The sequence below is a fragment of the Taklimakanibacter deserti genome (assembly GCA_003574785.1).
On record QORU01000010.1, the window covers coordinates 20,651 to 45,812 of the forward strand.

The following is a 25,162-nucleotide window of genomic DNA, read 5'->3' on the forward strand; positions in this document are numbered from 1 at the left end:
CCTTTACGCCGCCAGCCATTTCACCCAGCGGCCATGCGGATCGCCCAGCGCCAGGAGATGGTCCTCGCCTGGCCACACTCTCAGTCGCAAGGAAAAGGCTTTGTCCATTTCGGGATCGGCCTCGAAGCGCAGCCAGGCGAGCGGCGAGTCGCGCGTGGCGCCTGCCCCTGCCCGCTCCATATGCGCGATGATGCGCTCCTGGCTGTCCTTCGGAAAATACTGGAAGGCGATCGAATGGAACAGGACCTGCTGCTCGCCCCAGGCGGCGGTCGCTGCGACCGTGCGCTCGACCCATTGGGCGGCGTCGCTGCGCTCGACCTTGACGGGGTGACGCGCGGCGATGGCCAAGGCCGCCGTGAGGCGCTTCACGCGATCGGCCTGATCGGGCCAGACATAGGCGACGAGCCGCTCGCGGTCCTTGGGCAATGTCGTATCGAGCGGCGAGAGATCGCAGCCTGAGCGGCTCACCACGCGCGGGCTGAGATTGGGCGGCGTGCCGCCTTCCCAGCTGGGTGTCAGGAACAGGGCCGCGCCCATCGCCCCCAGGACGTCTTCACCGAAGCGATAGCTATAGCGATCGAGATTGAGATTGAGGCCGGCGCTCGCCCCCACCTCATAGAGATGGATCGGCAAGGGATAATGCGCCCAGAGCCAGCACAGGCCGGCGAACAGAATGGAGGAGCGGCCGACTTCATTGGTCTGCGGCGGCAAAGCAAGCCAGGGCCCGATATTCGCTTCCGCCGCCGCCAGCGCCTCGACGACCTTCGGCCAGAGGACCTCGCCATCGGGCAGCGGATTGGGCGGATAGAGCCGCGCCAGATCGGGCAGCAGGCCCTTGCGCACCAGCCCGTTCAGGGCGCCGGCGAAACGCAAGGGCACGGAATCCGCCTTGGAATCGGGATCGCCCGGCCAGTCCAGGATGGTCTCGCCAATGCCGGTCGAGCGGTCGAGCCGCTCCGCGGCCAGCTCGCATAACAAACCAGTGAAAGGCGAGCCCAGATTGCGGCACCATTCCGCCTGCAGGCGAAAAGCCTGCCGGACTTGCGCCTCCTTGTCCGGGCTACTCCGCCGCCTCTCGTCGTCCGGTTTTGCCATCACCCAGATAGCAGTCCATGGAATCGTCCATGGCGTCAACCCAGGGGGTGTGGTGCGTCGGCGACATGTTGCCGGTCATCAGCGAGCGATAGGCGTTGTTGCGGAAGCCCATGATGTCCTCGACCTTGTGGTGCTCCCACTCCATGAAGGTATGGTTGGTCGCCTCGATGTCGAATTGCGGATAGTCGGTGTCGGCCAGCAGCTCCTTCACATAGTCGCCCTGGAACCAGATCATCTGCTCGGCATTCTCGAGCTTCTCCTCGCGCTTGCGCCAGGCCTTGCTGTGCTTCGTCATCTTGTCCTTGGCCGGCAGCTTGATGCGGCCCATGATGACGTCGCGCGCGTACCAGGCCTGGGCGTCGAACATGTTGAACGTATAGAACTGGTCCTGCATGCCGATATAGAAGAGCCGCGGATTGTCCTCCCACACCACGCCCTTGTAGAGACCGAGCGGCCACAGACGGTTCGCCGTCTTGAGGCGCAGGTCGTCGGGCAGGAACGGGAAGTGATGCAGATAGCCGGTGCACAGGATGATCGCATCGATTTCCTTCGATGAGCCGTCCTTGAAATGGGCGGTCTTGTTCACCAGCCGCTGCAGCAGCGGGCGCTCGGTGAAATTCTCCGGCCAGTTGAAGCCCATGGGCTTCGAGCGATAGCTGGTGGTCACCGATTTGGCGCCGTATTTCCAGCATTGCGAGCCGATGTCCTCGGCCGAATAGCTGCGGCCCACGATCAGCACGTCCTTGCCCTTGAATTCGAGCGCGTCGCGGAAGTCATGGGAATGCATCACGCGGCCGTTGAATGTCGCCATGCCTTCGAAATAGGGCACGTTCGGCGTCGAGAAATGGCCCGAGGCGACGACCACATAGTCGAACTCCTCCGAATACATCCGGTCCTTCTTGCGGTCATGCGCGGTGACGGTGAATTTCTTCGTCCGCTTGTTCCAGGTCACCATGCGCACCGGAGTCGAGAAGCGCACCCATTTGCGCACGCCCGCCTTCTCCACGCGTCCCTTGATATAGTCCCACAGCACGGCGCGGGGCGGGTAGGAAGCAATGGGCTTGCCGAAATGCTCCTCGAATGTGTAGTCGGCGAATTCGAGGCATTCCTTGGGACCGTTCGACCACAGGTACCGATACATGCTGCCATGGACCGGCTCGCCGAATTCATCGAGGCCGGTGCGCCAGGTGTAATTCCACAGGCCACCCCAATCGTCCTGCTTCTCGAAACAGACCACTTCCGGGATCTTGGCCTTCTTCTTCCGGGCCGATTGAAATGCCCGCAACTGCGCCAAACCGGATGGACCCGCACCGATCACCGCAACTCTTGTCATGTCCTGAGTTCTCCTCCAATTCACCGGTCCCTGCCCCCAATGGCGGGACGGCAATTATTTTGACTCGACAACCAATTATGACCACTATTAGGCCAATTCTGAACCAATTTAGCAAGTGAAAGAAGCATGCTGCACTGCGACATTGGTTCTAGAGGCGGACGAGTAAGGGTATGAAACGACTGTCCAACAGCGAACTCAAGAGCAGTTTTATCGCCTGGCAGTGCCGGCTCAGGCAAATGGCGATGCGCGACCAGGGGGGCGTGCCGATGCCGGGCTTCCGGCCCCAGGTCTCGAGCCTCAAGGGCGAGATCATCATGCCGGAAATGACCATCCTGCTGGTGCCCATCAACCCCGAGGAAAGCACCGCCTTCTTCAAGTTCCAGCTGCAGCGGACGAATGACCACCGCCAGGCCTTCGAGGCCGGGATCAAATACCTGGCGGCCGACTATTATCAGCTGCCGGAACTCTTCTCGGACGAGATCACCGCCGTCTTCGCCAAGGGCTCGCTTGTGGCCGAGCGCATCCTCAAGCTCAAGACGGTGCTGCTCGATTTCGAGCAATTTGCCCAGCGCTACCGCATGGCCTGCGCCGTCAAGCGCCTGCCGGCGCGGGACATCTCCCGCGAGGCAAGCCTCTGGCACAACCGCCTGTTCAATCCCAATCTCGGCAATGACGCCGACGTCCTGAGCTTCCGGCCAAATTGGAAGAACGCCATGGCGGAGCCGTGGCCATGAGAAGGCTGTCACATGACCGATAAGGACGACAACAACATTCGCAAGCCCGACCCGCGCCGTGTTTATGGACCGGGCGAGACACCAGCCGAATTAGCGGAAGTCATTATTCCTGAGCTCGACAAGCTGATTGCGGAAGGAAGGAAGGACCGCGCCTAGGCTCCCACTACCATCTCAGCCAGCGCCGGCCGGCGAGATAGCCGACAAGCGTGACAAAGCCGATGGCGATCGGATACCACACGATGACGAAGAGCGGGCTGTCATCGGTGCAGTGGCTGGCATAGAGCGTGGCGGCGATGCCGCCGGCGCCGAGGCCCGCCAGCGCACCGGCGAGGCCGGGATTGGCCGGCGCTCCCTTTCTCAGCGCTGCGAAGAAGGCCAGCAAGGGAGCCACCGAAAAGAGCGGGATCATCGTCAGGCAGAAGCGCGCATTGGTGCCGATGAGCCGCGGCAGCCAGGTCGAAGACGGCATGACGAAGAGCTCGGCGAGGGCCGCGGCCGCGAGCATCGCCGGTGCCACGGCGATGAGCCAGAGCCTGCGGCCGAGAGCCGCTTCGGGACGGAAGACCTGCAGCGCGAGGGTGATGGCGCTCGCGGCGAGAGTGAGGGTGAGGACGAATTTGAACAGGAAACGGTAGGTCTCGGCCGCTTGCGCGATGTCGGCCCGGTAGCCAAGCACCATCATGAAGAGAATGCCGGCAATGACGGCGCCCGAGACCACCGCCCCCAATATGGCGGCGCGAGGGGTCATGGACGGGCGCGCACGGTCCTCGACCAGGGCCTCTATGAGATCGTCGGTCTTCACGTGTCACGCTCCCGATAGATCACGGCCAAGGCCTTCACCGCACGGTGCAAAGTCACGCGAATGGCGCTCTCCGTCATGTTCAGACGCTCGGCCGTCTGGCGCACCGAAGCGCCCTCGATTGCAAGCGAGCGCACCACCATGCGCTGTTTCTCGTTCAAATTCTCCAGCATGCGGCCGACCTCGTAGCCTTCGAGCGTCGCACCCGCCTCTTCCGCCGCCAGGCTTGCCGCCACATCCTCGATCGGAACCTGGACGGCACGGCCACGGCGGCGCATCAGGTCGATGAATTTGTTGCGAGTGATGGCCGCGATCCAGGGGCCGATGGGACGGTCCTGGTCCCAGGTCTGGCGCTTGAGGTGAATGGCGAGCAGCGTGTCCTGGACGACATCCTCGCCATCGGCGACACCCAGGCCATAACGTGCCAGATTGCGGCGGGCGGCGGCGCGAATAGCGGGCGTGATCGCTTTCAGGAAGGCCCTGTAAGCGGCCTCATCACCAGCCATCGCGGCGCGCATCAGCACGGCCCATTCCTCTTCATTGGCACTCATAGTCCGGGACTATCCCTTCCTTCGCTGGCCGCGGTCAATTCGTTACATGGCCTATCACACCGGCGTGAGGGGCGGCAGAAATTTCGACCGGCCTGTAATATCCGGAAGCCTCCTCCCGAATACCTCCTTGTGAGCCGGCAAAGGCTCGCTTTCATATGGAGGAGAATATGGATCGTCGCACCTTGAGCCTCGCCTTGGCGGGCTCGCTCGCTTCCGCCATGGCCTTGCTCACCATTCCGGCGCAAGCCCAGGAAACCGAGAAATGCTATGGCGTGGCTATGAAAGGCCAGAACGACTGCAAGGCCGGCATGCATGACTGCAAGGGTCAATCGACCGCCGACTATGATGGTGAGTCCTTCAAGCTGGTACCGAAGGGCACCTGCACATCGATGACGACACCCAAAGGCAAGGGCACGCTGGAGCCGATGAAGGGGTGATGGCTACTGCTTCAAAGACCGTTCTGGCGGCATCGCTCGCAAGTGCGCTCTCTCTCCTGAGCCTGCCTCAGGCTTCGGCCGACGAGGCGAAGGAGAAGTGCTACGGCGTGGCGCTCCAGGGCCAGAATGACTGTGCGGCCGGTCCCGGCACGACCTGTGCCGGAACTTCCAAGGTGGACTATCAGGGCAATGCCTGGAAGCTGGTGCCGAAGGGTACCTGCACCACGATGCAGACGCCGCTGGGACCAGGCTCGCTTACGCCCATCACCCGCCCGTCATAACGATCACGCGCGGCGAAGCCAGCTTCGCCGCGCGCACTTCTCAAGGAGTGTCCGTCATGAAGCGCACGCATCTGCCGCGCCAGGCCGGCGTCGGGTTCAAGCCGCAGCATTTCACCGACATCGCGGAGGGCCGGCAGCCGGTAGGCTTCTTCGAGGTCCATGCCGAGAATTACATGGGCGATGGCGGCCTTCCGCATGCCCAGCTCAACCGCATCAGGGAGAACTATGCGCTGTCGCTGCACGGCGTCGGCCTGTCGATCGGATCGATGCAGGATCTCGACCGCGACCACCTGGCGCGGCTCAGCGCGCTCTGTGAGCGCTACCAGCCCGAGAGCTTCTCCGAGCATCTCGCCTGGTCAAGCCACGGCACGGTGTTCCTCAACGACCTCCTGCCCCTCCCCTACACGCAACAGACTCTCGACCGCATCGTCGAGCATGTCGACCAGGTTCAATCGGCCTTGCGCCGGCAGATGCTCCTGGAGAACCCCGCGACCTATCTGCTATTCGCCGAGAGCACGATCGCCGAAACCGATTTCCTCAACGAGATCGCGCGGCGCACTGGCTGCGGCCTGCTTCTCGACGTCAATAACGTCTTCGTGTCGGCGACCAACCACCAGCTCGACGCGACGGCCTATATCGCTGCCTTCCCGCTGCAGCATGTCGGTGAAATCCATCTGAGCGGCCACGCCGCGACCGAGGACGAGACAGGCGCTCCCCTTCTCATCGACACGCATGACACTCCGGTGACCGATCCCGTCTGGTCGCTCTATCAAAGCGTGATCGCGACGACCGGGCCTATCGCGAGCCTCGTCGAATGGGACGACAAGATCCCGGCCTGGCCGGTTTTGCGGGCCGAGGCGGAAGCAGCACAAGCCATCCTCGACCGCGCCCCGGCGCGCCGTGCCGCATGAGGCAGCCATGAGCAACATGACACAGGCGGCCTTTGCCGCAGCCCTGCTCGACCGGGCGAAGCCCGTGCCGCAAGGCCTGCGCTCCGCTTCCGGCAGCGCGCCTGCCAGGCGCTACGGCGTCTATCGCAACAATGTCGCGACGGGCCTCGCCCGCGCGCTCGCTGCGCGCTTTCCCATCACCGAGAAGATCGTCGGCGAGGAATTCTTCACCGCCATGGCGCGCGACTTCGTGCTTGGCACGCCGCCCACCTCGCCGGTCCTCTTGCATTATGGCGGCGACTTCCCCGATTTCGTCGCGGCATTCCCGCCCGCCGCGGGCCTCCCCTATCTCGCCGACATCGTCCGGCTGGAGAACGCGCAAGTGAAGGCCTATCACGCGCGCGACATTGCCGCTGTCGATCCGCAGGCTCTGTCGCGCATCGCCCCCGAGCGCATGAGCGGCCTCGTTTTCATTTTCCATCCCGCGGCGACGGTCCTCACCTCGTCCCATCCCATCGTCACCATCTGGGCCATGAATTCGGGAGCCCAGGCGCTCGTCCCGATCGAGAACTGGCGGGCGGAGAACGCCCTCGTCACGCGTCCCGAGCTCACGGTTCTGACGCGCGAAATCGGAGCGGGCAGCGCCTCGTTCCTCCTCGCCTTGATGAAGGGCGCAACCCTCGGCGAAGCCTATGAGAGCGCCATGGACGCGGATCCAGACTTCGATCTCGGCCGGAACCTGGCCGATCTCCTGCGCTCGGGCGCCGTTATCGACATCACCGCCGAACCGTCCCTGGAGGCGTGAATGGCCCTGGTGGAGAAAGTCATCGCCCTCTTCGAGCGCATTCCCTATGCGCTCATCGCCCTCATCGCCCGGGTGGCGCCCGCTGCCGTCTTCTGGCAGTCAGGGCAGACCAAGCTCGAGGGCTGGCATGTTTCCGACAATGCGATTTATCTGTTCCGCGAGGAATACCGGCTGCCCTTGATCGATCCTGTGATCGCGGCATATCTCGCCGCCTTTGCCGAGCATTTCTTCCCTATCCTGCTGATGCTGGGGCTCGCCACCCGCTTCGCCGCTCTGGCGCTCCTCGGCATGACGCTCGTCATCGAGATCTTCGTCTATCCCGACGCTTGGCCGACGCATGGCACCTGGGCGGCCTGCTTCCTCCTCCTGATGGCGCAGGGCGCCGGCGACTGGTCGCTCGACCACTTCATCAGGGAGCGTCAGACGCGCTGATCACAGCGGCGGCGGCTGCGGCGCGCTGTCGGCGCAACCGGCCACTTGCTGATCGAAATCGATGATCGATCCGGTCATCATGCCGGATTCATCGCTCGCCAGATAGGCGATGGCGCGCGAGACCTCGTCCGTCTTGAGCAGGCGCCCGAAAGGCAGCTTCTTCTCCGCCTCGGTGAGCCAGCCATCCTCCGCCTGGTGATAGGTCTTCATGATGCGGTCCTCGCCCGGCGTATCCATCCAGCCGATGCACAGGCCGTTCACCCTGATCTTGTGGCGCATGAGGCTGAAGGCGACATTCTTGGTGAGGGTGATGAGGGCGCCCTTCGAGGCGCAATAAGCCGTGATGAAGGTCTGCCCGCCATGGCCCGACATCGAGATGATGTTGACCATGGTGCCGCCCGACTTCTCGCGCCGCATCAGCTTCGCCGCATCCTGCATGAGGAAGAACGGCGCCCGGACATTGACGGCGAACATCGTGTCGAAAAGCTCGGGGCTCGTATCCCAGATCGTGCCGCGATCGGTCATGCCGGCGACATTGACCAGGATATCGGCGCGCCCGAAAGCCTTGTCGGCGGCGGCGACGACGGCGCGGCTGTCCTCGACCGAGCCCAGATCGGCTTTCACGAAGACCGTCTTCGCTCCCTTCTTCTCCAGCGCCGCCTTGACCCTCTCGCCATTCTTGTCATTGCGGCCGCAGATCACCAAGCCCTTGGCGCCGCGATCGGCGAAAAGATGCGCCGTCGCCTCGCCCAGGCCCTGGGTGCCGCCGGTGACGATGGCGACTTTTCCGTCGAGTGTAGAAAGCTTGAAGGCGCCGACGCTGGTCATGGCAAGGAACTCCCGCTGTAAGGCTCAGGAGTGACCTTCTAGCGATTCCGCGCCTTCATTTCCATCGGCCAGCTTACTCGATGATCACCTGCACATAGACGGTGCCGCTCTTGGCGTAATAGACGCCGCCACAATTGTAGTAATAGGCGCCATAATAGGGACCATAGACGCAGCCTCGCGGCAGCGTGCTGATCCGCACAGCGGTGCGGCGCACGACCCGGCGGGTCGTCCGCCGTGCCACGCCGGCATAGGAGAGCGGGGTCAGCGGATGCCCGATCCTCGCTTCCGCGGGTGAAACCGGGTTAAGACTGATGAACGGCACACCCCAGTCGAACGTGACATCCGAAAGAAGGAATGCCGCGACCAAAGCCAACGCCCCATATTTCCTGCCCTGTGTCATTGCGCTCCTCCCTCATTCGCCGCCGTCGGCAACTCATCGATTATGCCCAGTTCGCTCAAATCGACCTTCTTGGCCGACGCCGGCTTATCGAATTTGAAGGTCGCGTCGGCGACCTTGGGCTCGGTTTTGAAGTTGCTGATCTGGAGCGTGTATTGGGGCGCCATGACGATATGCTTGCTGGTGATCACATAGCGGAGCGGGAACGGATTCTCGCCGGCCGCGATCCAGATCTGCCAGTCGGTCTCGGGCGTGCGGAAAGCGAGATATTCGCATTCCACGCCATCGATAAAGGCGCTCGCAATGTGCTTGGCGTCGGTGACGTTGTCGATCAAGCCTTCAAAGACATTCGAGGCGAGAAGGTCGCCTCCCGGCGCATGGACACCGGCATCGGCGAGCCTGGCGATCAGGTCGTCAAGCGTGCCTTTCGCCTCGATCTGCGTATAGGCGTCAAGATGCTTGCCGAGGACGCTCAATGTCGTGCCATCGAAGACGACGTCGAGATCGGCGAAGCCGCCGGTGCGCGTGATGTGGATCTTGTCCGGACGGCTGACCGTCGCCGTTCCCGAACTTACGAATTGCAGTTTCTGGAAGCCGTCGGTGACGGCCTCGAGCGTCGATTGATAGGAGAAGGAGAAAGCCTGCTGCTTGGCCATGTAATCGGACATGGCCTTGAGAAGCTCGCGGGCATCGTCGGCCCATGCGCTGCCCGCAGGCAGAAGCCCGATCAGAAACACGCCGGCCGCGGCGTATTTCCTGACTGCACGAGAAGAAAATGAGATCATGAGTGAAGCCTCCCGATGAATTCTATCCTCAGCTCCAAAGCCGCGGATCCACATTAGTTTCCGCTGCGTAACGAGCGAGCGATAGTTGGACCAAGGACCTATGTCAAGGCCTCGGATCACCTGGAGTGGCCGCTCAAAACATGACAGAGTCATGTCGCGATGCCCCGTTATGCGATCATAGAGGCTCCCTCGGTGCTTGGCTTGTGGCCTCCGGGCTTCAGGACGCACCAAAAGTGCTCCTCGAAATGGGGCTTGGCGTCGGACTCGGCATTGCAGAAACTTTGCGCCTGGAGTCGCCGCCCTATGATCCGCGTCGCGATCCTGAAACACATATGCTCAACCCGCAAGGGCTCCTCGCCTATACGCAGACGCTGGCGCGCGAGGTCTGGAACATGCTGGAGGACAAGCATGTGCCTCTCATTCTCGGCGGCGATTGCAGCATCCTTTTAGGCCCGGCTCTGGCGCTGAAGGAACGCGGGCGCTACGGGCTTCTCTTCGTCGACGGCCATATGGACTACTGGGATGCCAGGCTCGAGCCCTATGGCGAGGCGGCCTCGATGGATCTGGCGCTGGTGACCGGCAACGGGCCGGCGCTGCTCTCCAATATCGATGGGCTGGGTCCCTATTTCCGTCCGGAGGACTGTTGCGCCTATGGCACGCGCGATCATCTGCAGGACAAAGACTTCATCGAGACGCCCTATCCGAAGGAGCTCGAGCGCATCGATGTGCGGCAAGCGCATGCGCAGGGCGCCCAGGGTGTCGAACAGGTCTTGGCCCGGGTGACGAAGGACGAGCTCGAAGGCTTCTGGATCCATTTCGACGTCGATGTGCTGGACGACGAGATCATGCCGGCGGTCGAGTACCGGATGAAGGACGGCTTGTCCTATGAGGAACTGACCCGCCTGCTCAGCGCCGCTTTCGCCACGGGCAAGGTCATGGGCATGACGCTCACCATCTATAATCCCAATCTCGACCCACAGCGCTGGATCGCCCGCCGGCTCGTGGCGAAGCTACTCGAGATATTGAAGCCCTAGTCAGGCGGCTCTTGCGGATATTGCACGGCATCAGCCGGGATGACGACGCCGGGCAGCTTGCGCATGATCCATATATGGATGGCGTGCGTCATGTCGATGGGATCGTCGAGGGAGCCCGCTTTTATCGTAAGGGTCTCTGCTATACCTTGGCGCTCATGCCACAGGCGCGAGCCGCAGCTCGGACAGAAGGCGCATCTGACATGTCGGCCGCTATCGGCCGGGCGCGTCCAGAATTCCGGGCTGCCTTGCGTCAGTCGAAAGCCCGAGCGCCGAACCACCAGCGACATGCCGAAAGCGGAAGCCGATTGCTTGCGGCATTCGGCGCAGTGGCAGATATAAAGCGCATGAGGCTCGCCTGCGCTCTCATAGCGTACCGCGCCACACTGGCATCCACCGGACCGCATTGCCGGTTCCGTCACCTTTCGCGGTCTTTACGAATAAAGTCCGATCGTGCAGCTGCAATGACAATCTCATGCAGCTCCTGCTCAAGAGAACGCCCCTTGCTTGCAGCACGCCTCTCGAGACGCTCGATGACATCGTCTGGAAGATCGATGAGAATATCGGCCACGCCCGCCTCCTGATGCACTATTAATCAATAGCACACCTGAGGGCGAATTGGCCTAGATTAGACCTTACGGTAGGCCTTGTTCAGCTGCACCATCGGGTGGTTGGGCGACATCTGGAACTTGATCAGCAATTCGCGCGCCATCATGTCGCGGTCCTGCTGATTGTCGGGCAGCTTCACATTCTTGGGAATGCGCACCCAGCCGTTGCAATTGCGGTCGAAGATGGCGGGCTCGCCCTCTTCGTAGCCCATATGCACGTCTTCGAGCCAGTTGAGGTCGTCCCAGCCCATGAACTCCAGATAGCCCTTGAGGAAGGGCGTCAAGCGCTTGTAGTCGGGGATCAGGTTCACGTCATAGCGGTAGCCGATATGCTGACCGATCTCCTTCTCGCGCGAGGAGGAAAGGCCGGCCTTGTCCTTGATGAACTGGTCGACCGACTTGATGTCCGAGCCTTTGTAGCTTGTGCCTGCCATGTCTTGTCTCCTTGAGAGTTCCTCTGCCCCGCGAGGCCGGAGGGCTGCTCAGTATTTGTGATAGTTCCCGCCTTCCATGCCGACCGTGTAGTTGGTGCCGGCGAGCGGCACCTTGCACATGGCGGAGGCTTCCATGGTGAGGGCAGCGAGGTCCTCGGGCTCGAGCGAATGGATGTTCGTCTTGCCGCAGGCGCGGGCCAAAAGCTGCGCTTCCATGGTCAGCGTATGGAGGAAGTTGTAGACGCGCTCGGCCGCCTTGTCGGGATCGAGGCGCTGCCTGAGCACCGGATCCTGGGTCGCGACGCCGACCGGGCAGCGGCCGGTATGGCAGTGATAGCAGAAACCGGCATCGACGCCGATCTCGGCCGGATAGTCGGTCACGCCCTCGATGTGCTTGTTGCAATTGAGAGCCATGAGCACCGAATGGCCGATGGCGATGGCATCCGCCCCGAGAGCGAGCGCCTTGGCGACGTCGCCGCCATTCCTGATGCCGCCAGCATAGACGAGCGAGATCTCGCCCTTCTTGCCAAGCTCGTCGATGGCACGCCTGGCCTCGCGGATCGCCGCAATGCCGGGAACGCCCGTGTCTTCGGTGGCAATATGCGGACCGGCGCCCGTGCCGCCTTCCATGGCGTCGATATAGATCGAATCGGGATCGCACTTCACCGCCATGCGCACATCGTCATAGACGCGCGCGGCGCCGAGCTTGAGCTGGATCGGGATTTCCCAATTGGTCGCCTCGCGGATCTCCTGGATCTTGAGCGCCAGATCGTCGGGGCCGAGCCAGTCCGGGTGACGGGCGGGCGAGCGCTGGTCGATGCCGGCCGGCAGCGAGCGCATCTCGGCGACCTGGTCGGTCACCTTCTGGCCCATCAGATGGCCGCCGAGGCCGACCTTGCAGCCCTGGCCGATGAAGAATTCGCAGGCATCGGCGAGCCTGAGATGATGCGGGTTGAAGCCATAGCGCGACTGGATGCACTGGTAGAACCACTTCATCGAATAGCGCCGCTCGTCGGGGATCATGCCGCCCTCGCCCGAGCAGGTGGCGGAGCCCGCCATGGTGGCGCCGCGGGCGAGCGCGATCTTGGCCTCATAAGAGAGCGCGCCGAAGGACATGCCGGTCACATAGACCGGAATGTCGAGCACCATCGGACGCTTGGCGCGCGGGCCAATGATCGTCTTGGTGTCGCATTTCTCGCGATAGCCTTCGATGACGAAGCGGGTGAGCGTGCCCGGCAGGAAAGTCAGGTCGTCCCAATGCGGGATCTTCTTGAACAGCGAGAAGCCGCGCATGCGGTAGCGGCCGAGCTCCGACTTGATGTGGATGTCGTTCATGACCTCCGGCGTGAAGATCTTGGACGAGCCCAGGATGTATTTCTTGCTCTCGGCTGGCGCCCGCGAAAGGGCGGCAAGCCCGGTCGCGGTGCGCTTGACGGCGCCGTTGCCGTTCGATTTCACGAGCGCCAGCGCGCGCGGTTTCGCTTTTGCCTTCACCGGTGCCGATTTCGCTTTGGTTTTCTTGGCCGCTTTTTTAGCCATGACGGTTCCTCACCTCACTTCTTCGCCCAATGACTCAGAGCACCAGCTTCTTTTCGCCAGGCTCGAGATTGTCGTAGTTCCACAATTGTTTGCCGGCGACGATCTTCTTGAAGTGGCCGATGCCCTTGTCGGGATAGAGCCCGTACATCTTGAGCTTGCGGGTCAGCCACTCGCGATCGAGGGCGGTCATCTCGCCCGGCACCGCATCGACACCGAGGCTCCTCGCCTCGCCGCCGAGATAGATGGTGCCGTCATACATCGAGTCGCCCAGGTTCTTGCCGGCATTGCCGCAGATCACCATGCGGCCGCGCTGCATCATGAAGCCCGAGAACGAGCCGGTGTCGCCGCCGACGATGATGTTGCCGCCCTTCTGGTCGATGCCGGTGCGGGCGCCGACCGAGCCCTTGCAGACGATGTCGCCGCCGCGCAGCGCAGCGCCGAACTGCGAGCCCGCATTCTTCTCTATGAGAATGGTGCCGGCCAGCATGTTCTCACCGCACGCCCAGCCGACGCGGCCCTTGACCTTCACATTCGGCCCGTCGAGCAGACCCAGCGCGAAATAGCCGCAGGAGCCTTCGATATAGAGGTTGAGCCTATTGAGGATGCCGACGGCGAGCGAATGCTTGGAGCCCGGATTCTGCAGCACGATCGTGCCATAGCCGCGCTTCATCAGATCGCGCAATTGCGCGTTGATCTGCTTCGAGTCGAGCTTCTCGCAATCGAGCTCGGCGCGCTTGTTGAAGTCGACATCGAGCGCGTCGGGATAGCCGTAGCCCGTCCCCTCCTCGGTCACATCGAAGAAGCGCTGCTGCGTCTTGCCGCGCAAGGCCTCGGTGTGCATGCCCATGTCATGCGAGACATGGGCCTGTTTCGTGGTGGTCAAGCCCGCCATACGCGAACCTCCTCATCATAGGGATCCCAGGTGTCGATCTCATGCGGAATGACGGCGCGGATCGCCACTTCTTCGGAAGCGAGCGCCACGAGATCGTCGCTCTCGTAAAGAACCATCGGCTTCGCCGCCATGGTGTCCTTGGCCATGCCGAGCGCGTCCTTGGTCGAGACGAGATAGGTGAAGACGCCGTCGATATCCTGGATCGACTGGCGCAGCGACTCTTCGAGCGTCGCGCCATGCTCGAGATTGTAGGCGGTATAGACCGCCAGCAATTCCGAATCGCAGTTCGACATGAAGCGATGGCCGCGGCGCTCGAATTCGCGCCGCATCATCCAGTAGTTGGTGAGCTGGCCGTTATGGACGACGGCGATGTCGTTATAGGGGTAGGCCCAGTAAGGATGGGCGGAGCGGATATCGACGTCCGACTCCGTCGCCATGCGGGTATGGCCGATGCCATGCGTGCCCTTGAACTTGCGCAAGGAATACTGATCGGCGACGCGGGCCGCATCGCCCAGATCCTTGATGAGCTCGAGCGCGTTGCCCATCGACAGGATTTCGGTGCCTTCGACATCCTCGACATAATCGGCGAGCTTCTTCATGTCGCCGTCATACTGGATGCGATAGCGATAGGCGTAATCGGTGGCCTCGTCCTTGTCGATGATCTGGACGCCGAGCCCCGTCAGGCGCTCTTCGACCTTGGCACGGCGGCGCTTGACCTCGTCTTGGATGTCAAAACCCTTCGCCATGTCTTCTTGCTCGGCCACCTTGAAGCGCATGACATATTCATTGCGCCCCGGTTGGCCATAGATCGCATAACCCGTGGAGTCGGGTCCACGATGCTTGAGCGACTGGAGCATCTGGGTCATTTCCTGACCGATGTTCCCCGATCCGTTGCGGTGGATGAGCCCGGCTATCCCGCACATGACTTATCTCTCCTTTCCTTCTTCCCTCGGGCTTCGAGGGAACTACGGCAGACAGTTCAGATAGGTATCCAAATCCCACTGCGTCGAGGTGTGGAGGAAGCGCTCCCACTCGTCACGCTTGTACTCGTCAAAGAGGCGGTGCATCTCGCCCGGCATGGCGGACTTGATCACCTCGTCCTTCTTCAGGGCCTCGAGCGCATCGCCCAAGGTCATTGGCAGGCGCTTAACCTGCTTGCCGGCCTCCATGGCGGCATAGATGTTGCGTTCCTCGGGCTTGCCCGGATCGATCTTGTTGCGGATGCCGTCATCGGCGGCCTTGAGAATGGCGCCCGCCATCAGATAGGGGTTCACCATGGAATCGACGGCGCGATATTCGAAGCGCCCGGGGGCCGAAACACGCAGGCCCGTGGTGCGGTTCTGGAAGCCCCAGTCGGCGAAGACCGGCGCCCAGAAGCCCGTATCCCACAGGCGGCGATAGGAATTGACGGTCGAGCAACCGATGGCGGTCAAGGCGCCCAGATGCTTGACGATGCCGCCGATCGTGTAGAGGCCGAGCTTGCCCGGCATCTGCCTGTCCGTGGTGTCGGGCATGAAGGTGTTCTCGCCGCCGCGCCGATACATGTAATTGTGCTCGAAGCCAGGAAGGTTCTTGGCATCGTTGCCGAGCGCCTTGAACTCGTCCTTGCCGCCCTTCCACAGCGAGATGTTGTGGTGGCAGCCATTGGCCGACACGCCCATGAAGGGCTTGCACATGAAGCAAGCGATGATGTTGAACTCGCGCGCCACTTGCGCGCAGATCTGGCGATAGGTGGTGAGGCGGTCGGCGGTGCGCAGCGCCTCGTCATAATTGAAGTTGAGCTCGATCTGTCCGGGCGCGTCCTCGTGATCGCCCTGGATCATGTCGAGGCCCATCTTCCGGCCGTATTCGATTACCCGCATGTAGACGGGGCGCAGGCTCTCGAACTGGTCGATGTGGTAGCAATAGGGATTGGAGTAGCCGCCATTCGGATTGCCGTTGTCGTCCTTCTTGAGCCACATCATCTCGGGCTCGGTGCCGTGGCGCATGCGCAGGCCATGATCCTTTTCGAACTTGTCATGGATGCGTCTAAGATTGCCGCGGCAGTCGGAGGTAAGGAACGCGCCCGGATCGTCCTTCTCCTCGCGATTGCGGAACAAGGTGCAGAACATGCGCGCGACGCGCTTGTCCCAGGGCAGCTGCATGAAGGTCTCGGGCTCAGGCACGCCGACGAGCTCGGCCGCTTCCGGCCCATAGCCCAGATACTCGCCACGCCGGTTCATGAACAGGTTGACGGTCGAGCCATAGACGAGCTGGAAGCCGCCATTGGCGATATTCTCCCAGTGATCGGCCGGGATGCCCTTGCCCATGATGCGGCCGGTGACCGAGACGAACTGCAGATAGAGATATTCGATGCCAAGCTGATCGATCTTCTTGCGGACCTGCTTGATCAGCGCGTCGCGGCCGTCAGTTTTGATGAATTTCTCATAATCCGACATGTGGCATTTCCTCTGTTTCGTTTCCGGTTCTTGGTTACGCTTGGACTTTTGAGCCTAACGCGGCAAAACCGGTTTGGTAAATTCAAAAGCAAACTCTTCGATCAACTCCACGGGAAGGGACTGTTGGACACGGGGTGGAGCTTGCCTTCGGCATAGCGCGAGAAGCGGAACGGCTCGAGGAGCTTCGATTTCTCGCCCACGATCTCCTGGGCGGCGAGCTTGCCGACGCCGATCATCTTGTAGCCGTGGTTCGAATCCGCGATGACGAAGACATTGTCGCGAAACACGTCGAAGACCGGGAAATTGTCGGGCGTGAAGCAGCCGAGACCGCCGGATTTCTCATCCTTCTTGTAGATCGAGATCTTGCCTTCGAAGCGCTTCTGGCAATGCGCCAGCATCGAGCACCAGGTCTCGATGAATTCGTCGCCGACGATGAAATCGGGCGAATCGGGGCCGTAAGGATCGATGGCGACGTTGTCCGGCTCGCCTTCCACCTTGTAGGGCGAGGCGCCGCCCTGGACGCCGCCGAAATTGAAATCGGGCTTGTAATAGAGGCCCCAGAGCTTGTCGGTGAGCAATCTGCCATCGACATCCGAATAAAGCGGCGCGTCGGTGTCGACATGGATGACGGGCGGCATCTTGCCGTCATTGGTCTTGTGCATATTGGGATCGACGCCGAGCGTGCCCTCCTCCAGGCACCAGTATTTCCACATGCGCACCCCGTCATGCATCTTGCCGTCGCGGCCCTTGATCGAGACGGTGCGCGGCAGGTCCAGCATATTCCAGACCTGATTCACCCAGGGTCCGACGCCGACCACGACATAATCGCAGCCGATGCGGCCCTTATTGGTCAAGAGGGCGGTCACCGCATGCGAATTGCTGCCGAATTCGAAGCCATTGACCTCTACGCCGGTCATGATGCGAACGCCCTCGGCCTCGGCCTTGGAGGCAAGGCCATAGATCGACGCGGTGTTGTTGGCGTAGCCGCCCTTCTTCTCATGCAGCACCGAGGTGATGCCCTTGGCCTGCCAATCGTCGAACAGGCCTTTCATGTAAGCGGTCGATTCCTTCTCGCCTTCGATGAAGGTCGAGGAATAGCCGATATTCTTCTGCTGCTCGTAGATGGTGCCGACCTGCTGATGCATGACTTCCGGCGAAATCTGCATGTAGCCGACGGGATGATAGGAATAGGCCTTGGGATCGCTCTCCCACACCGAAACCGAATGCGCCATCAATTCGCGCATCGCCGGCTGATAGTAGTTGTTGCGCACGACGCCGCAGGCGATGCCGGAGGCCCCGGCGGCGATCGCGGTCTTGTCGACCACCAATATGTCAGAGCCCGAGCCGCGGCCCGTCTCCTTGAGCTTGAGCGCCAGATGATAGGCGGTGGAGAGGCCGTGAATGCCGGCCCCGATGATCGCATATTTTACACCCGACGGGACTGCCATGACGCGTAAGCCTTCCTCCTTGGAACCCTGCCAGCCAGATTGGGCTGAACCGGTTTGAGCGATTTTTTCGGGACAAAACCCTTGGTTCTGGCATAATGATCCACAAATTCAGACCGATTGCAAACCAATTTTTGCCAATTACAACCAATTGAGACCATGAACCCGGAAGCGCAGGACGACGTGATGAAGACCCGCAGCGCCCTCGAGGCAGAAGGCGAAGACCCCCAGCTCGTCGCCACCAGGGGTGCCAATTCCATCACCTCGAGGCTCAGGCGCGCCATCGAAAGCGGGGTTTACAGCGACGGCGACCAATTGCCGCCGGAGCGCCAGCTCGCGGTCGCCTTCGGCACCGCCCGCTCGACCATCCGCAAGGCGCTCGACCAGCTCGAGCAGAAGAACCTGGTGGTGCGCCGCGTCGGCTCCGGCACTTTCGTGAGCTATCAGGGCCCGGTGCAGGACGCGATGTCGGATGTCACCGACCTCATCTCGCCGCTGCAGCTCATCGAGGCCCGTATCGCCATCGAGCCCGCCATGACCCGGCTCGCCGCGTTGCACGCCTCGGCGCGCGACCTCGATGCCATCGGCAGCATCCTGGTCAGGATCGAGGCGACGCATAGCGACCAGGATCTCTTCACCAAGCTCGATTCGGAATTCCACCTGGCGCTGGCGCGCTGCTCGCGCAATCCCCTGCTCTACCGCCTCTATCAGCATATCAACACGGTGAGAAACCACGCGCAGTGGGAGCAGATGAAGCAGATCATCCTGGTGAAGGAGAAGATCGACATCTACAACCAGCAGCATCGCGCGATCTTCGAGGCGCTGAAGATGCGCGATCCCGCGACCGCGGCCGATCTCATCGGCCGCCATCTCGAAACGGCGCGCCAGGACCTGGTCGGCGCCGACAGCATCTGACGGCATGAACCCGGTCCTGCTCGGCGCGCTCGCGGCCCTGTGCTACGGGACGCTCGACTTCGCCGCGGGTTCGGTCAGCCGGTCGATCGGCGCAATCCGCGCTACCGCCGCCGTGACACTTTTCGGTCTCGTCCTGGTCACGATGACGCTCATGGCCTTCAGCACGTTCCCGGATCTCGCCCGCAATGACATCCTTTGGCCCCTCGTCGCCGGAGCCGGCGTCGCGCTCGCAACCCTCTGGCTCTTTGCCGGCATCGCTTCGGGCCCGGTGTCGCTCGCGGTCCCGGTGGCCATGTCCTACCCGGCGACGATCGTGCTGCTCGGCGCCTTGGCCGGTCATATGCCGACACCCCTGCAGCTCCTGTTCATCACCATCGTTCTACTCGGGGCATTCCTCGTCGCCTGGGCCGAGCCCAATGAGGCAGCGAAATCCGATGAAAAGCCCGACCGATGGCGGCGCACAATCATCCTCGCTCTTCTCGCCCATGCCACCTTCATCATCGCCATCCTCGCCGGACAGAAGTCCGCGGTGCTCTTCGATGAATTGCAGTCGGTGTGGATTTCACGCCTTGCCGGTTCGGCCGTCATCCTGCCGCTTCTCCTGATCAGACCTGAGCCGCTGCGGCCGCAGGCGGGCTACCTGCCCGTCCTCTTCCTGATGGGCCTGCTCGATGTCGTCGGCACGGGGCTGCTCTTTGCCGCCGGCAAGAGCGATCAGCCCGAGCTTGCCGCCGTCTGCGCGACGGCCTCCGGCGCCATCACCATCGTTCTGGCGCGCATTTTCCTCAAGGAAAGGATCGTCTATCTTCGCTGGCTCGGGATTGCCGCGACCTTCCTCGGGGTCGCTGCCCTCTCCGCGCTCAAATGAGGTGTCCATGATCGCCATTACCCAGAAGCATCTCGATGATTTCGCCCGTGACGGTTTCGTCGCCGTGACGGGTGCGCTCGATGCGGCCGAGATCGAAGCGGCGCGCGCCCGCTTCGAGCCGATGTTTTCCGGCAAGTTCGAAACCGGGCTTTATCCCGATGAATGGAACTGGCGGCTGGGACGCGACGCTCCGGATTTGACGCGCCAGATCTGCAATGGCTGGAAATCGGACCTGACCGTCGCCCAGATCGTGCTCAGAAGCGATGTCGGCGAGGCCTGCGCGCGGCTGCGCGGCTGGCCCGGCGCCCGCCTCGGGCAAGACAATGTCATCTGGAAGCCGCCCGGCGGCAAGCCGCTCGGTTTCCATCAGGATGATTCCTACAACAAGTGGATCGTGCCCAGCGAGATGATGACCTGCTGGATCACGCTCGACGACACCAAGGCCTTCCAGGGCACCATCGAGCATGTGCGAGGCTCGCATCTGTGGCCGATCTCGCCGCCGATCAAGCAGTTCCATGCGCCCGACGACGCGCTTGCCGATCTCAAGCCCGCGGCACAGGCCGCCGGCATCAAGGATTACGAGGTCGTGCCGATCGAAGTGCCGGCGGGAACGGCGGTGTTCCACCACGGCCGCACCTGGCACGGCTCACGCGACAACAAAGGCACAAATCCGCGCCGCTCGGTCATCGCCCACTGCATCTCGTCCACAGCAAAATTTCATCCCCACGAAATCAGCTATATTTACTCGCGCTACAAGAAGGCGCATTCGACGGAAATGGACGAGAGCTATTTTCCCGTGCTTTGGCAACAGGATGGCTATCGCACGGCGTGGCTCGACGATTATATGAGAAGCGGTCGAGCAGCGGCGGCGTAAACCTAACCGCTTAAATTTTAAGGACAATTATAATAGTTCTCTAGGCGCCCATCGGGCAAGGTTGCCGGTAATTCTGGTACCGGAATCATTTGCTCATGTTTGTATCAGTCGAAACAGAAAAGCAGCGTATCGCGGTCACGCTCACCCTCCATTCCGGCGATGTCCTCAACGGCCATGTCTTCCCGGGGCAGGCCCAGAAATTGCGCGATCTTCTCAACAACCCCGATCAGTTCATCGAATTCGAGAAGCGCGACAACACGCTCAGCCTCATCGCCAAGCGGGCCATCGCGATGATCTCGGCCATCGATCTACCGCGCATCGACCAGCTCTCGCGCCGCACGCAGGCCACCACGGGCTTCGATCCCTATCATATGCTCGGCGTCGACCGCGGCGCCAACCGGGGCGAGATCCGGGCGGCCTATCTTGCCAAGGCCCGGCTCTATCATCCCGACAAGCTCGCCGCCAAGGACGTACCCAAGGAAGTCGGAGATTACATGAACGCTATGTTCATTCGCATCCAGAAGGCCTATGACGAGTTGGAAAGCATCACCACGCGCGCCTGATCCGCCTTCCAGAGCTCCTCGATGATCGAATCCAATCCCGTCGCGCATTTGCGCGTGCTGAAGCCCTTGCCTTTCGTCTATGCCTTCTATGACGGGCGGATTCCGGATGTCCGGCTCTATTCGGAAAACGAGAACTGGCTCGACGATGACGGCTTCTCTCTCGGCACGGCGAGCTATGCGCTCGTCGATGAGGACGACGCCCTCGTCTATGACACACATCTCTCGGTCGCCCATGCGCGCAAGATCCGGATGTTTCTCGACCGCATGGGCATGAAGCGCATCCGTGTCGTGCTCAGCCATCATCATCTCGACCATGTCGCCGGTAACGAAGCCTTCGCCGATTGCGAGATCATCGCGCATGCGCTGACGCTCGCGCATCTCGAGGCGGATCGCGCGGGCATTGAAGACGGCAGCTATCAGGGCGCCCCGGCGATAGCGCCGCTCGTCCCGCCCACGACGGTCTATGAAGATCACCTCAAGCTCCATGTCGGGCGGCTCACCGTCCATTTGCGTCATGCGCATATCCACAGCGACGATGCGACGCTGCTTCATATCGAGGACCTGTCCCTGCTGTTCGCCGGCGATGCGCTGGAGGACACGGTGACCTTCGTGGCGGAGCCAAAGTCGCTCGACACGCATCTGGCCGAGCTCGACCGGCTGTGGAGCTGGCCGATCTCGCGCATCCTGCCCAATCACGGCGATCCCAATGTCATCGCGGGCGGCGGCTATGAGAAACCCCTCATCCGCGCCACCCAGCAATATGTGCGCATGCTGAAGCGCTGCATCGGCGAGCCGGAGCTTCGCGAGCAGGCGCTTGCGACGCTGATCGCCGGCCCCTTGCAGGCGAAGTGGGTCAATTATTTCGCGCCCTATGAGGACGTGCACCGCAACAATGTCAGGAGGGTCGTCGCCGCGAACGTGAATTGACTGAGCTGGATGGTCGCCTCGAGGGCGACCATGAACTTTTCGGGCCGATGCGCCTACTCCGCCGCGACAGCCGGCGTGATGCTCTCGATCGTGAACGGCCGGTCATGGACGAGAGACGGAATGCGCGCCCGGGTCTTCGCCACCTCGGCGAGATCGATTTCCGCGGTGATGACATTCTCGGCCTCGCCGCCATCGGCGAGCACGCGGCCCCAGGGATCGATGATCAGGGAATGGCCATAGCATTCCGATCCGCCGGCGAGCGTCCCATACTGGCAAGGGGCGATGACATAGGCACCGTTCTCGATGGCGCGGGCGCGATTGAGAATATGCCAATGCGCCTTGCCGGTGATGCGGGTGAAGGCCGCCGGCACCGCGAGCATCTGGGCACCCGCCTTGGCCAGCGTGCGGTAGAGGCTCGCGAAACGCAGGTCATAGCAGATCGAAAGTCCGATCGTTCCGCCGATGCAGGGTGAGAGCACGGCTTCCTGGCCCGGCATGATGGTGGCGGACTCGCGATAGACATGGCCATCGCCCAGATCGACGTCGAACATATGGATCTTGTCGTAGCGCGCCGCGATCGCGCCGTCGGGTGAGATCATGTAGCCGCGATTGAAGATGCGCCCGTCGGCGGATTTGACCCCGATCGAGCCCACGAGGATCCAGGCCTTGTGCGCCTTGGCGAGCACCGCCATGGCGGGCAATACCGGATGATCGCCTTCCGGCACCGCGAAAGGATGCAGCATGCCGTCCTTGGTATCGAGCCCGGCGCAATATTCCGGCAGAGCAATGAGCTCGGCGCCCTTGGCCGCGGCCGTGTCGATAAGCTTCGCCAGGATGGCGATATCCGCCTCGACGTCAGGCGTGGCGCAATTCTGGACGCAGGCCGCGATGAATTTCTGAACCATGAGTCCAGTCTATACCAATTGGAAACTATGTCACTTCTCAACTTCGCGAGCTTGACCTAGAGCAAACCCCGCCAAAGTTGAAGACTTTGGCGATAAGGGTTTGCTCCAAAACACTTATGGGGCGCGAATCCTTATCGGCGAAGTGATTCCACTTCGCCGGGATACGCGCTTGCGTTAGCTAGCTGTCAGCGCCGCAGCAGGCCGAGCACGGCGCGCATGAGATGTAGATCGGCGCGGGTCGCGAGGCATACGAGCCATTCGCTCATGCGCGCCTCCCAATCGCCGAAACGCAAGCTGTGAAGCCTGGCATCGGGGACGATTTCCGCCGTCGAGATGATGCCTACCCCTAAGCCGCTGGCGACCGCCTCGCGCGCCGCCTCCCGGCTCTCGATCTCCAGCACATTGGCGAGCGCCAGTCCACGATGGGCGGCTTCCTCCAGAAGCAGGTTGCGCGTGACGGAGCCTTCTTCGCGCAGCACCACGGGCTGCTGCACGAATTCGGCGAAGGCGATCTCGCTCCGCCTGGCGAAGGGATGGGTTGCCGCGGTGAAAGCCGCGAGCGCGTCTTCGCGCAGCAATCGCGCGTGATAGTCCTGCTGCGGCGGCGCTCCGGCGATGACGGCAAAATCGATCTCGAAGCGATCGAGCCGGCTGAGGAGCTGGGCGGAGTTGCCGGCCACCAGACGCAGGCCGATCTTGGGGTAGCGCTCGCGGAAGCGGCGGATGAGCGGCAGCAGATGGGTCGCCGCATCGGCGCCGATGCTGAGACTTCCCTCCTCGAGGCCCCTGGCGCGCGAGAGCAGCTCGAGCGCTTCCGTTTCCGCCTCGAACATGCGCTCGGTCACGGCATAGAGCTTGCGGGCAAAGCTCGTGAGCTCGACCCCGCCGCGGCGGCGCAGGAAGAGCTCCGATCCATAGGCCGCCTCCAGCTTGCGGATATGGTCAGAGACCGCGGGCTGGGTCAGCGCCAGCCTGTCGGCGGCCTTGGAGGACCCGCCATACGCCGCGACCGCATGGAAGGCCTTGAGCTGGGCATAGCGCATGGCTCTTTCTTACATAAGTCAAACTTATATTCAATATATGAGATAACGATTTGACTTATGCTCGTCATCGGCCCGAAATGCGGACATGTGATCAGCCCTGTTCCAGCTTTCGAGGCACACCATGACCGCCACCGTTCTGACCACCAGTTTCGCGCCGACCTTCAATGGCCCCGAGGGCCAGGAGGACATGCCCTATCTCCTCACCCCGGGTCCCTTGACGACGTCGCGCGGTGTCAAGCTCGCCATGCTCGCCGATTACGGCTCGCGCGACATCGAGTTCCGCGGGATCATAAAGAAAATCCGCACCTCCCTTCTCGAGCTCGCCCAATGCCGCGACAACTACGAATGCGTCATCATGCAGGGGTCCGGCACCTTCGCCATCGAAGCGGCACTCGGCAGCTTCTGCCCGTCGAAACGCTACAAGACGCTCGTCGTGTGCAATGGCGCCTATGGCGAGCGGGCGGCGAAGATCCTCAACCGCCTCGGCCGGCCGGTGGTGACGCTCGACAAGGGCGACAGCGAAACGCCGACGCCGGATGAAATCGTCAGCGTCCTCAATGCCGACCGCACCATCAGCCATCTGTGGATCGTCCATTGCGAGACGACTTCTGGCATCGTCAATCCGATCGCGGCGATCTGCAAGGCCGTTGCGGGCCGGGCTCTCACCGTGATGGTGGACGCCATGTCCTCCTTCGGCGCCATCCCCATCGACATGGCGAGCTCGAACATCGATGTGATGGTGTCGTCCTCCAACAAATGCATCGAGGGCGTGCCCGGCTTCTCCTATGCCCTGGTCAAGCGCACGCTGCTCGAGGAAAGCGAAGGCATCTGCCACTCGACCGTGCTCGATCTCTTTGAGCAATGGGCGGTGCTCGAGCGCACCGGCCAGTTCCGCTTCACGCCGCCCACCCACGCCCTCGTCGCCTTCCAGAAGGCGCTCGAGGAATATGCCCGCGAGGGCGGCCTTGCCGCGCGCCATGCCCGCTATGCGCGCAATGCCGAAGTGCTGGTCAAGGGCATGCGCGAAATGGGTATCGAGACCTTGCTCCGAGACGATCAGGCGGGACCGATCATCCAGACCTTCCTGACGCCGCGCGATGCCAGCTTCCGCTTCGAGACCTTCTATGAGCTGCTGAGACGGCGTGGCTATGCGATCTATCCAGGCAAACTCACCAAACGGCCGAGCTTCCGCATCGGCACGATCGGCCAGATCGACGAGACCGTGATCCGTGGCGCGCTGACGGCCATCCGCGACGTGCTCAAGGAAATGAAGGTCACCGACATGCGGCCGCTCGAAGGTTGAGAAAAAGAGT

General features: G+C 62.1%; 31 protein-coding genes. 14 read left to right on the plus strand and 17 right to left on the minus strand.

Going from position 1 to position 25,162, the window contains the following annotated elements; translation table 11 throughout:
- Positions 1-3: 3 nt before the first annotated feature.
- Positions 4-1,095, minus strand: coding sequence for a DUF2332 domain-containing protein (locus tag DS839_RS20960; RefSeq protein ID WP_119272431.1), 1,092 nt, complete (start codon positions 1,093-1,095; stop codon positions 4-6).
- The gene (locus DS839_RS20965) at positions 1,061-2,428 is read right to left on the minus strand and encodes a trimethylamine monooxygenase (protein ID WP_119272432.1); all 1,368 of its coding nucleotides are present in this window, start codon (positions 2,426-2,428) and stop codon (positions 1,061-1,063) included. Before DS839_RS20965 ends, DS839_RS20960 begins: the two co-directional genes overlap by 35 nt.
- Before the next feature lie 170 nt (positions 2,429-2,598).
- On the opposite strand from DS839_RS20965, the gene DS839_RS20970 reads away from it, so the two are divergent.
- Positions 2,599-3,162: a hypothetical protein gene (locus DS839_RS20970; protein ID WP_162918702.1), complete on the plus strand. Its 564-nt coding sequence runs from the start codon at positions 2,599-2,601 to the stop codon at positions 3,160-3,162.
- A gap of 12 nt (positions 3,163-3,174) precedes the next feature.
- Positions 3,175-3,318 carry a hypothetical protein gene (locus DS839_RS36600; protein WP_162918703.1) on the plus strand — a complete coding sequence of 48 codons (144 nt, stop codon included), beginning with the start codon at positions 3,175-3,177 and terminating at the stop codon, positions 3,316-3,318.
- 7 nt (positions 3,319-3,325) lie between these two features.
- Here the strand turns inward: DS839_RS36600 and DS839_RS20975 are convergent, their stop codons facing one another.
- Entirely contained in the window at positions 3,326-3,964 is a 639-nt protein-coding gene (locus DS839_RS20975) for an NrsF family protein (RefSeq protein WP_119272434.1), read from the minus strand.
- Entirely contained in the window at positions 3,961-4,512 is a 552-nt protein-coding gene (locus DS839_RS20980) for a sigma-70 family RNA polymerase sigma factor (RefSeq protein WP_119272435.1), read from the minus strand. Before DS839_RS20980 ends, DS839_RS20975 begins: the two co-directional genes overlap by 4 nt.
- Positions 4,513-4,679: 167 nt before the next feature.
- Between DS839_RS20980 and DS839_RS20985 the strand changes: the two genes are divergently transcribed.
- From DS839_RS20985 to DS839_RS21005, 5 genes are read left to right on the plus strand one after another with little or no spacing between them, the layout of a single operon-like run.
- Complete coding sequence (locus DS839_RS20985; protein ID WP_119272690.1) at positions 4,680-4,949, plus strand: BufA1 family periplasmic bufferin-type metallophore; 270 nt, start codon at positions 4,680-4,682, stop codon at positions 4,947-4,949.
- Positions 4,949-5,230, plus strand: coding sequence for a BufA1 family periplasmic bufferin-type metallophore (locus tag DS839_RS20990; protein WP_119272436.1), 282 nt, complete (start codon positions 4,949-4,951; stop codon positions 5,228-5,230). Before DS839_RS20985 ends, DS839_RS20990 begins: the two co-directional genes overlap by 1 nt.
- Positions 5,231-5,286: 56 nt before the next feature.
- Complete coding sequence (bufB, locus tag DS839_RS20995; RefSeq protein ID WP_119272437.1) at positions 5,287-6,141, plus strand: MNIO family bufferin maturase; 855 nt, start codon at positions 5,287-5,289, stop codon at positions 6,139-6,141.
- 7 nt (positions 6,142-6,148) lie between these two features.
- On the plus strand, positions 6,149-6,925 hold the full coding sequence (locus DS839_RS21000) for an HvfC/BufC N-terminal domain-containing protein (RefSeq protein ID WP_119272438.1): 777 nt from the start codon (positions 6,149-6,151) through the stop codon (positions 6,923-6,925).
- On the plus strand, positions 6,926-7,357 hold the full coding sequence (locus tag DS839_RS21005) for a DoxX family protein (RefSeq protein ID WP_119272439.1): 432 nt from the start codon (positions 6,926-6,928) through the stop codon (positions 7,355-7,357).
- On the opposite strand, the gene DS839_RS21010 is transcribed toward DS839_RS21005, so the two are convergent.
- The 3 genes from DS839_RS21010 to DS839_RS21020 form a co-directional block, all read right to left on the minus strand.
- Positions 7,358-8,185 (minus strand): SDR family oxidoreductase, encoded by an 828-nt coding sequence (locus DS839_RS21010; RefSeq protein WP_119272440.1) that lies wholly within the window; start codon positions 8,183-8,185, stop codon positions 7,358-7,360.
- 73 nt (positions 8,186-8,258) lie between these two features.
- Positions 8,259-8,585, minus strand: coding sequence for a hypothetical protein (locus DS839_RS21015; protein ID WP_119272441.1), 327 nt, complete (start codon positions 8,583-8,585; stop codon positions 8,259-8,261).
- Positions 8,582-9,367, minus strand: a complete 786-nt coding sequence (locus DS839_RS21020; protein ID WP_119272442.1) for a DUF2092 domain-containing protein — start codon at positions 9,365-9,367, stop codon at positions 8,582-8,584. Before DS839_RS21020 ends, DS839_RS21015 begins: the two co-directional genes overlap by 4 nt.
- Before the next feature lie 233 nt (positions 9,368-9,600).
- Here DS839_RS21020 and DS839_RS21025 point away from each other — a divergent pair, with 233 nt between their 5' ends.
- Complete coding sequence (locus DS839_RS21025) at positions 9,601-10,401, plus strand: arginase family protein (RefSeq protein ID WP_162918704.1); 801 nt, start codon at positions 9,601-9,603, stop codon at positions 10,399-10,401.
- Here DS839_RS21025 and DS839_RS21030 read toward each other — a convergent pair.
- The 8 genes from DS839_RS21030 to DS839_RS21060 all read right to left on the minus strand — a co-directional run bounded on the left by DS839_RS21030 (position 10,398) and on the right by DS839_RS21060 (position 17,757).
- Positions 10,398-10,805 carry a GFA family protein gene (locus DS839_RS21030; protein WP_119272444.1) on the minus strand — a complete coding sequence of 136 codons (408 nt, stop codon included), beginning with the start codon at positions 10,803-10,805 and terminating at the stop codon, positions 10,398-10,400. The two genes, DS839_RS21025 and DS839_RS21030, sit on opposite strands and share 4 nt — an antisense overlap.
- Before the next feature lie 11 nt (positions 10,806-10,816).
- Positions 10,817-10,969 carry a FitA-like ribbon-helix-helix domain-containing protein gene (locus DS839_RS36605; protein WP_162918705.1) on the minus strand — a complete coding sequence of 51 codons (153 nt, stop codon included), beginning with the start codon at positions 10,967-10,969 and terminating at the stop codon, positions 10,817-10,819.
- A gap of 57 nt (positions 10,970-11,026) precedes the next feature.
- Positions 11,027-11,440 carry a hypothetical protein gene (locus tag DS839_RS21035; RefSeq protein ID WP_119272445.1) on the minus strand — a complete coding sequence of 138 codons (414 nt, stop codon included), beginning with the start codon at positions 11,438-11,440 and terminating at the stop codon, positions 11,027-11,029.
- A gap of 48 nt (positions 11,441-11,488) precedes the next feature.
- Positions 11,489-12,979, minus strand: coding sequence for an FMN-binding glutamate synthase family protein (locus DS839_RS21040; protein WP_368911805.1), 1,491 nt, complete (start codon positions 12,977-12,979; stop codon positions 11,489-11,491).
- 34 nt (positions 12,980-13,013) lie between these two features.
- Positions 13,014-13,871: a GltB/FmdC/FwdC-like GXGXG domain-containing protein gene (locus DS839_RS21045; protein WP_119272446.1), complete on the minus strand. Its 858-nt coding sequence runs from the start codon at positions 13,869-13,871 to the stop codon at positions 13,014-13,016.
- Positions 13,859-14,794: a class II glutamine amidotransferase domain-containing protein gene (locus DS839_RS21050; RefSeq protein ID WP_119272447.1), complete on the minus strand. Its 936-nt coding sequence runs from the start codon at positions 14,792-14,794 to the stop codon at positions 13,859-13,861. The genes DS839_RS21045 and DS839_RS21050 overlap by 13 nt, the downstream gene beginning before the upstream one ends.
- 42 nt (positions 14,795-14,836) lie before the next feature.
- Positions 14,837-16,309: a glutamine synthetase family protein gene (locus DS839_RS21055; RefSeq protein ID WP_119272448.1), complete on the minus strand. Its 1,473-nt coding sequence runs from the start codon at positions 16,307-16,309 to the stop codon at positions 14,837-14,839.
- A 101-nt stretch (positions 16,310-16,410) separates the two neighbouring features.
- A complete protein-coding gene (locus DS839_RS21060; RefSeq protein ID WP_119272449.1) occupies positions 16,411-17,757 on the minus strand; it encodes an NAD(P)/FAD-dependent oxidoreductase in 1,347 nt (448 codons plus the stop codon).
- A 156-nt stretch (positions 17,758-17,913) separates the two neighbouring features.
- Between DS839_RS21060 and DS839_RS21065 the strand changes: the two genes are divergently transcribed.
- From DS839_RS21065 to DS839_RS21085, 5 genes are all read left to right on the plus strand, one after another.
- Positions 17,914-18,669 carry a FadR/GntR family transcriptional regulator gene (locus tag DS839_RS21065; protein WP_119272450.1) on the plus strand — a complete coding sequence of 252 codons (756 nt, stop codon included), beginning with the start codon at positions 17,914-17,916 and terminating at the stop codon, positions 18,667-18,669.
- Between the two features lie 4 nt (positions 18,670-18,673).
- Positions 18,674-19,537, plus strand: coding sequence for an EamA family transporter (locus tag DS839_RS21070; RefSeq protein WP_119272451.1), 864 nt, complete (start codon positions 18,674-18,676; stop codon positions 19,535-19,537).
- Positions 19,538-19,544: 7 nt separating this feature from the next.
- A complete protein-coding gene (locus DS839_RS21075; protein ID WP_119272452.1) occupies positions 19,545-20,411 on the plus strand; it encodes a phytanoyl-CoA dioxygenase family protein in 867 nt (288 codons plus the stop codon).
- 95 nt (positions 20,412-20,506) lie between these two features.
- Positions 20,507-20,974 (plus strand): J domain-containing protein, encoded by a 468-nt coding sequence (locus tag DS839_RS21080; protein WP_119272453.1) that lies wholly within the window; start codon positions 20,507-20,509, stop codon positions 20,972-20,974.
- A gap of 21 nt (positions 20,975-20,995) precedes the next feature.
- Entirely contained in the window at positions 20,996-21,901 is a 906-nt protein-coding gene (locus DS839_RS21085) for an MBL fold metallo-hydrolase (protein ID WP_119272454.1), read from the plus strand.
- A gap of 53 nt (positions 21,902-21,954) precedes the next feature.
- Here the strand turns inward: DS839_RS21085 and DS839_RS21090 are convergent, their stop codons facing one another.
- Both DS839_RS21090 and DS839_RS21095 read right to left on the minus strand, forming a co-directional pair.
- Positions 21,955-22,806: a carbon-nitrogen hydrolase family protein gene (locus DS839_RS21090; protein WP_119272455.1), complete on the minus strand. Its 852-nt coding sequence runs from the start codon at positions 22,804-22,806 to the stop codon at positions 21,955-21,957.
- Between the two features lie 185 nt (positions 22,807-22,991).
- Positions 22,992-23,849, minus strand: a complete 858-nt coding sequence (locus tag DS839_RS21095) for a LysR substrate-binding domain-containing protein (RefSeq protein WP_119272456.1) — start codon at positions 23,847-23,849, stop codon at positions 22,992-22,994.
- A gap of 187 nt (positions 23,850-24,036) precedes the next feature.
- Between DS839_RS21095 and DS839_RS21100 the strand changes: the two genes are divergently transcribed.
- Entirely contained in the window at positions 24,037-25,152 is a 1,116-nt protein-coding gene (locus DS839_RS21100; protein WP_119272692.1) for a 2-aminoethylphosphonate--pyruvate transaminase, read from the plus strand.
- The last annotated feature ends 10 nt before the right edge of the window (positions 25,153-25,162 follow it).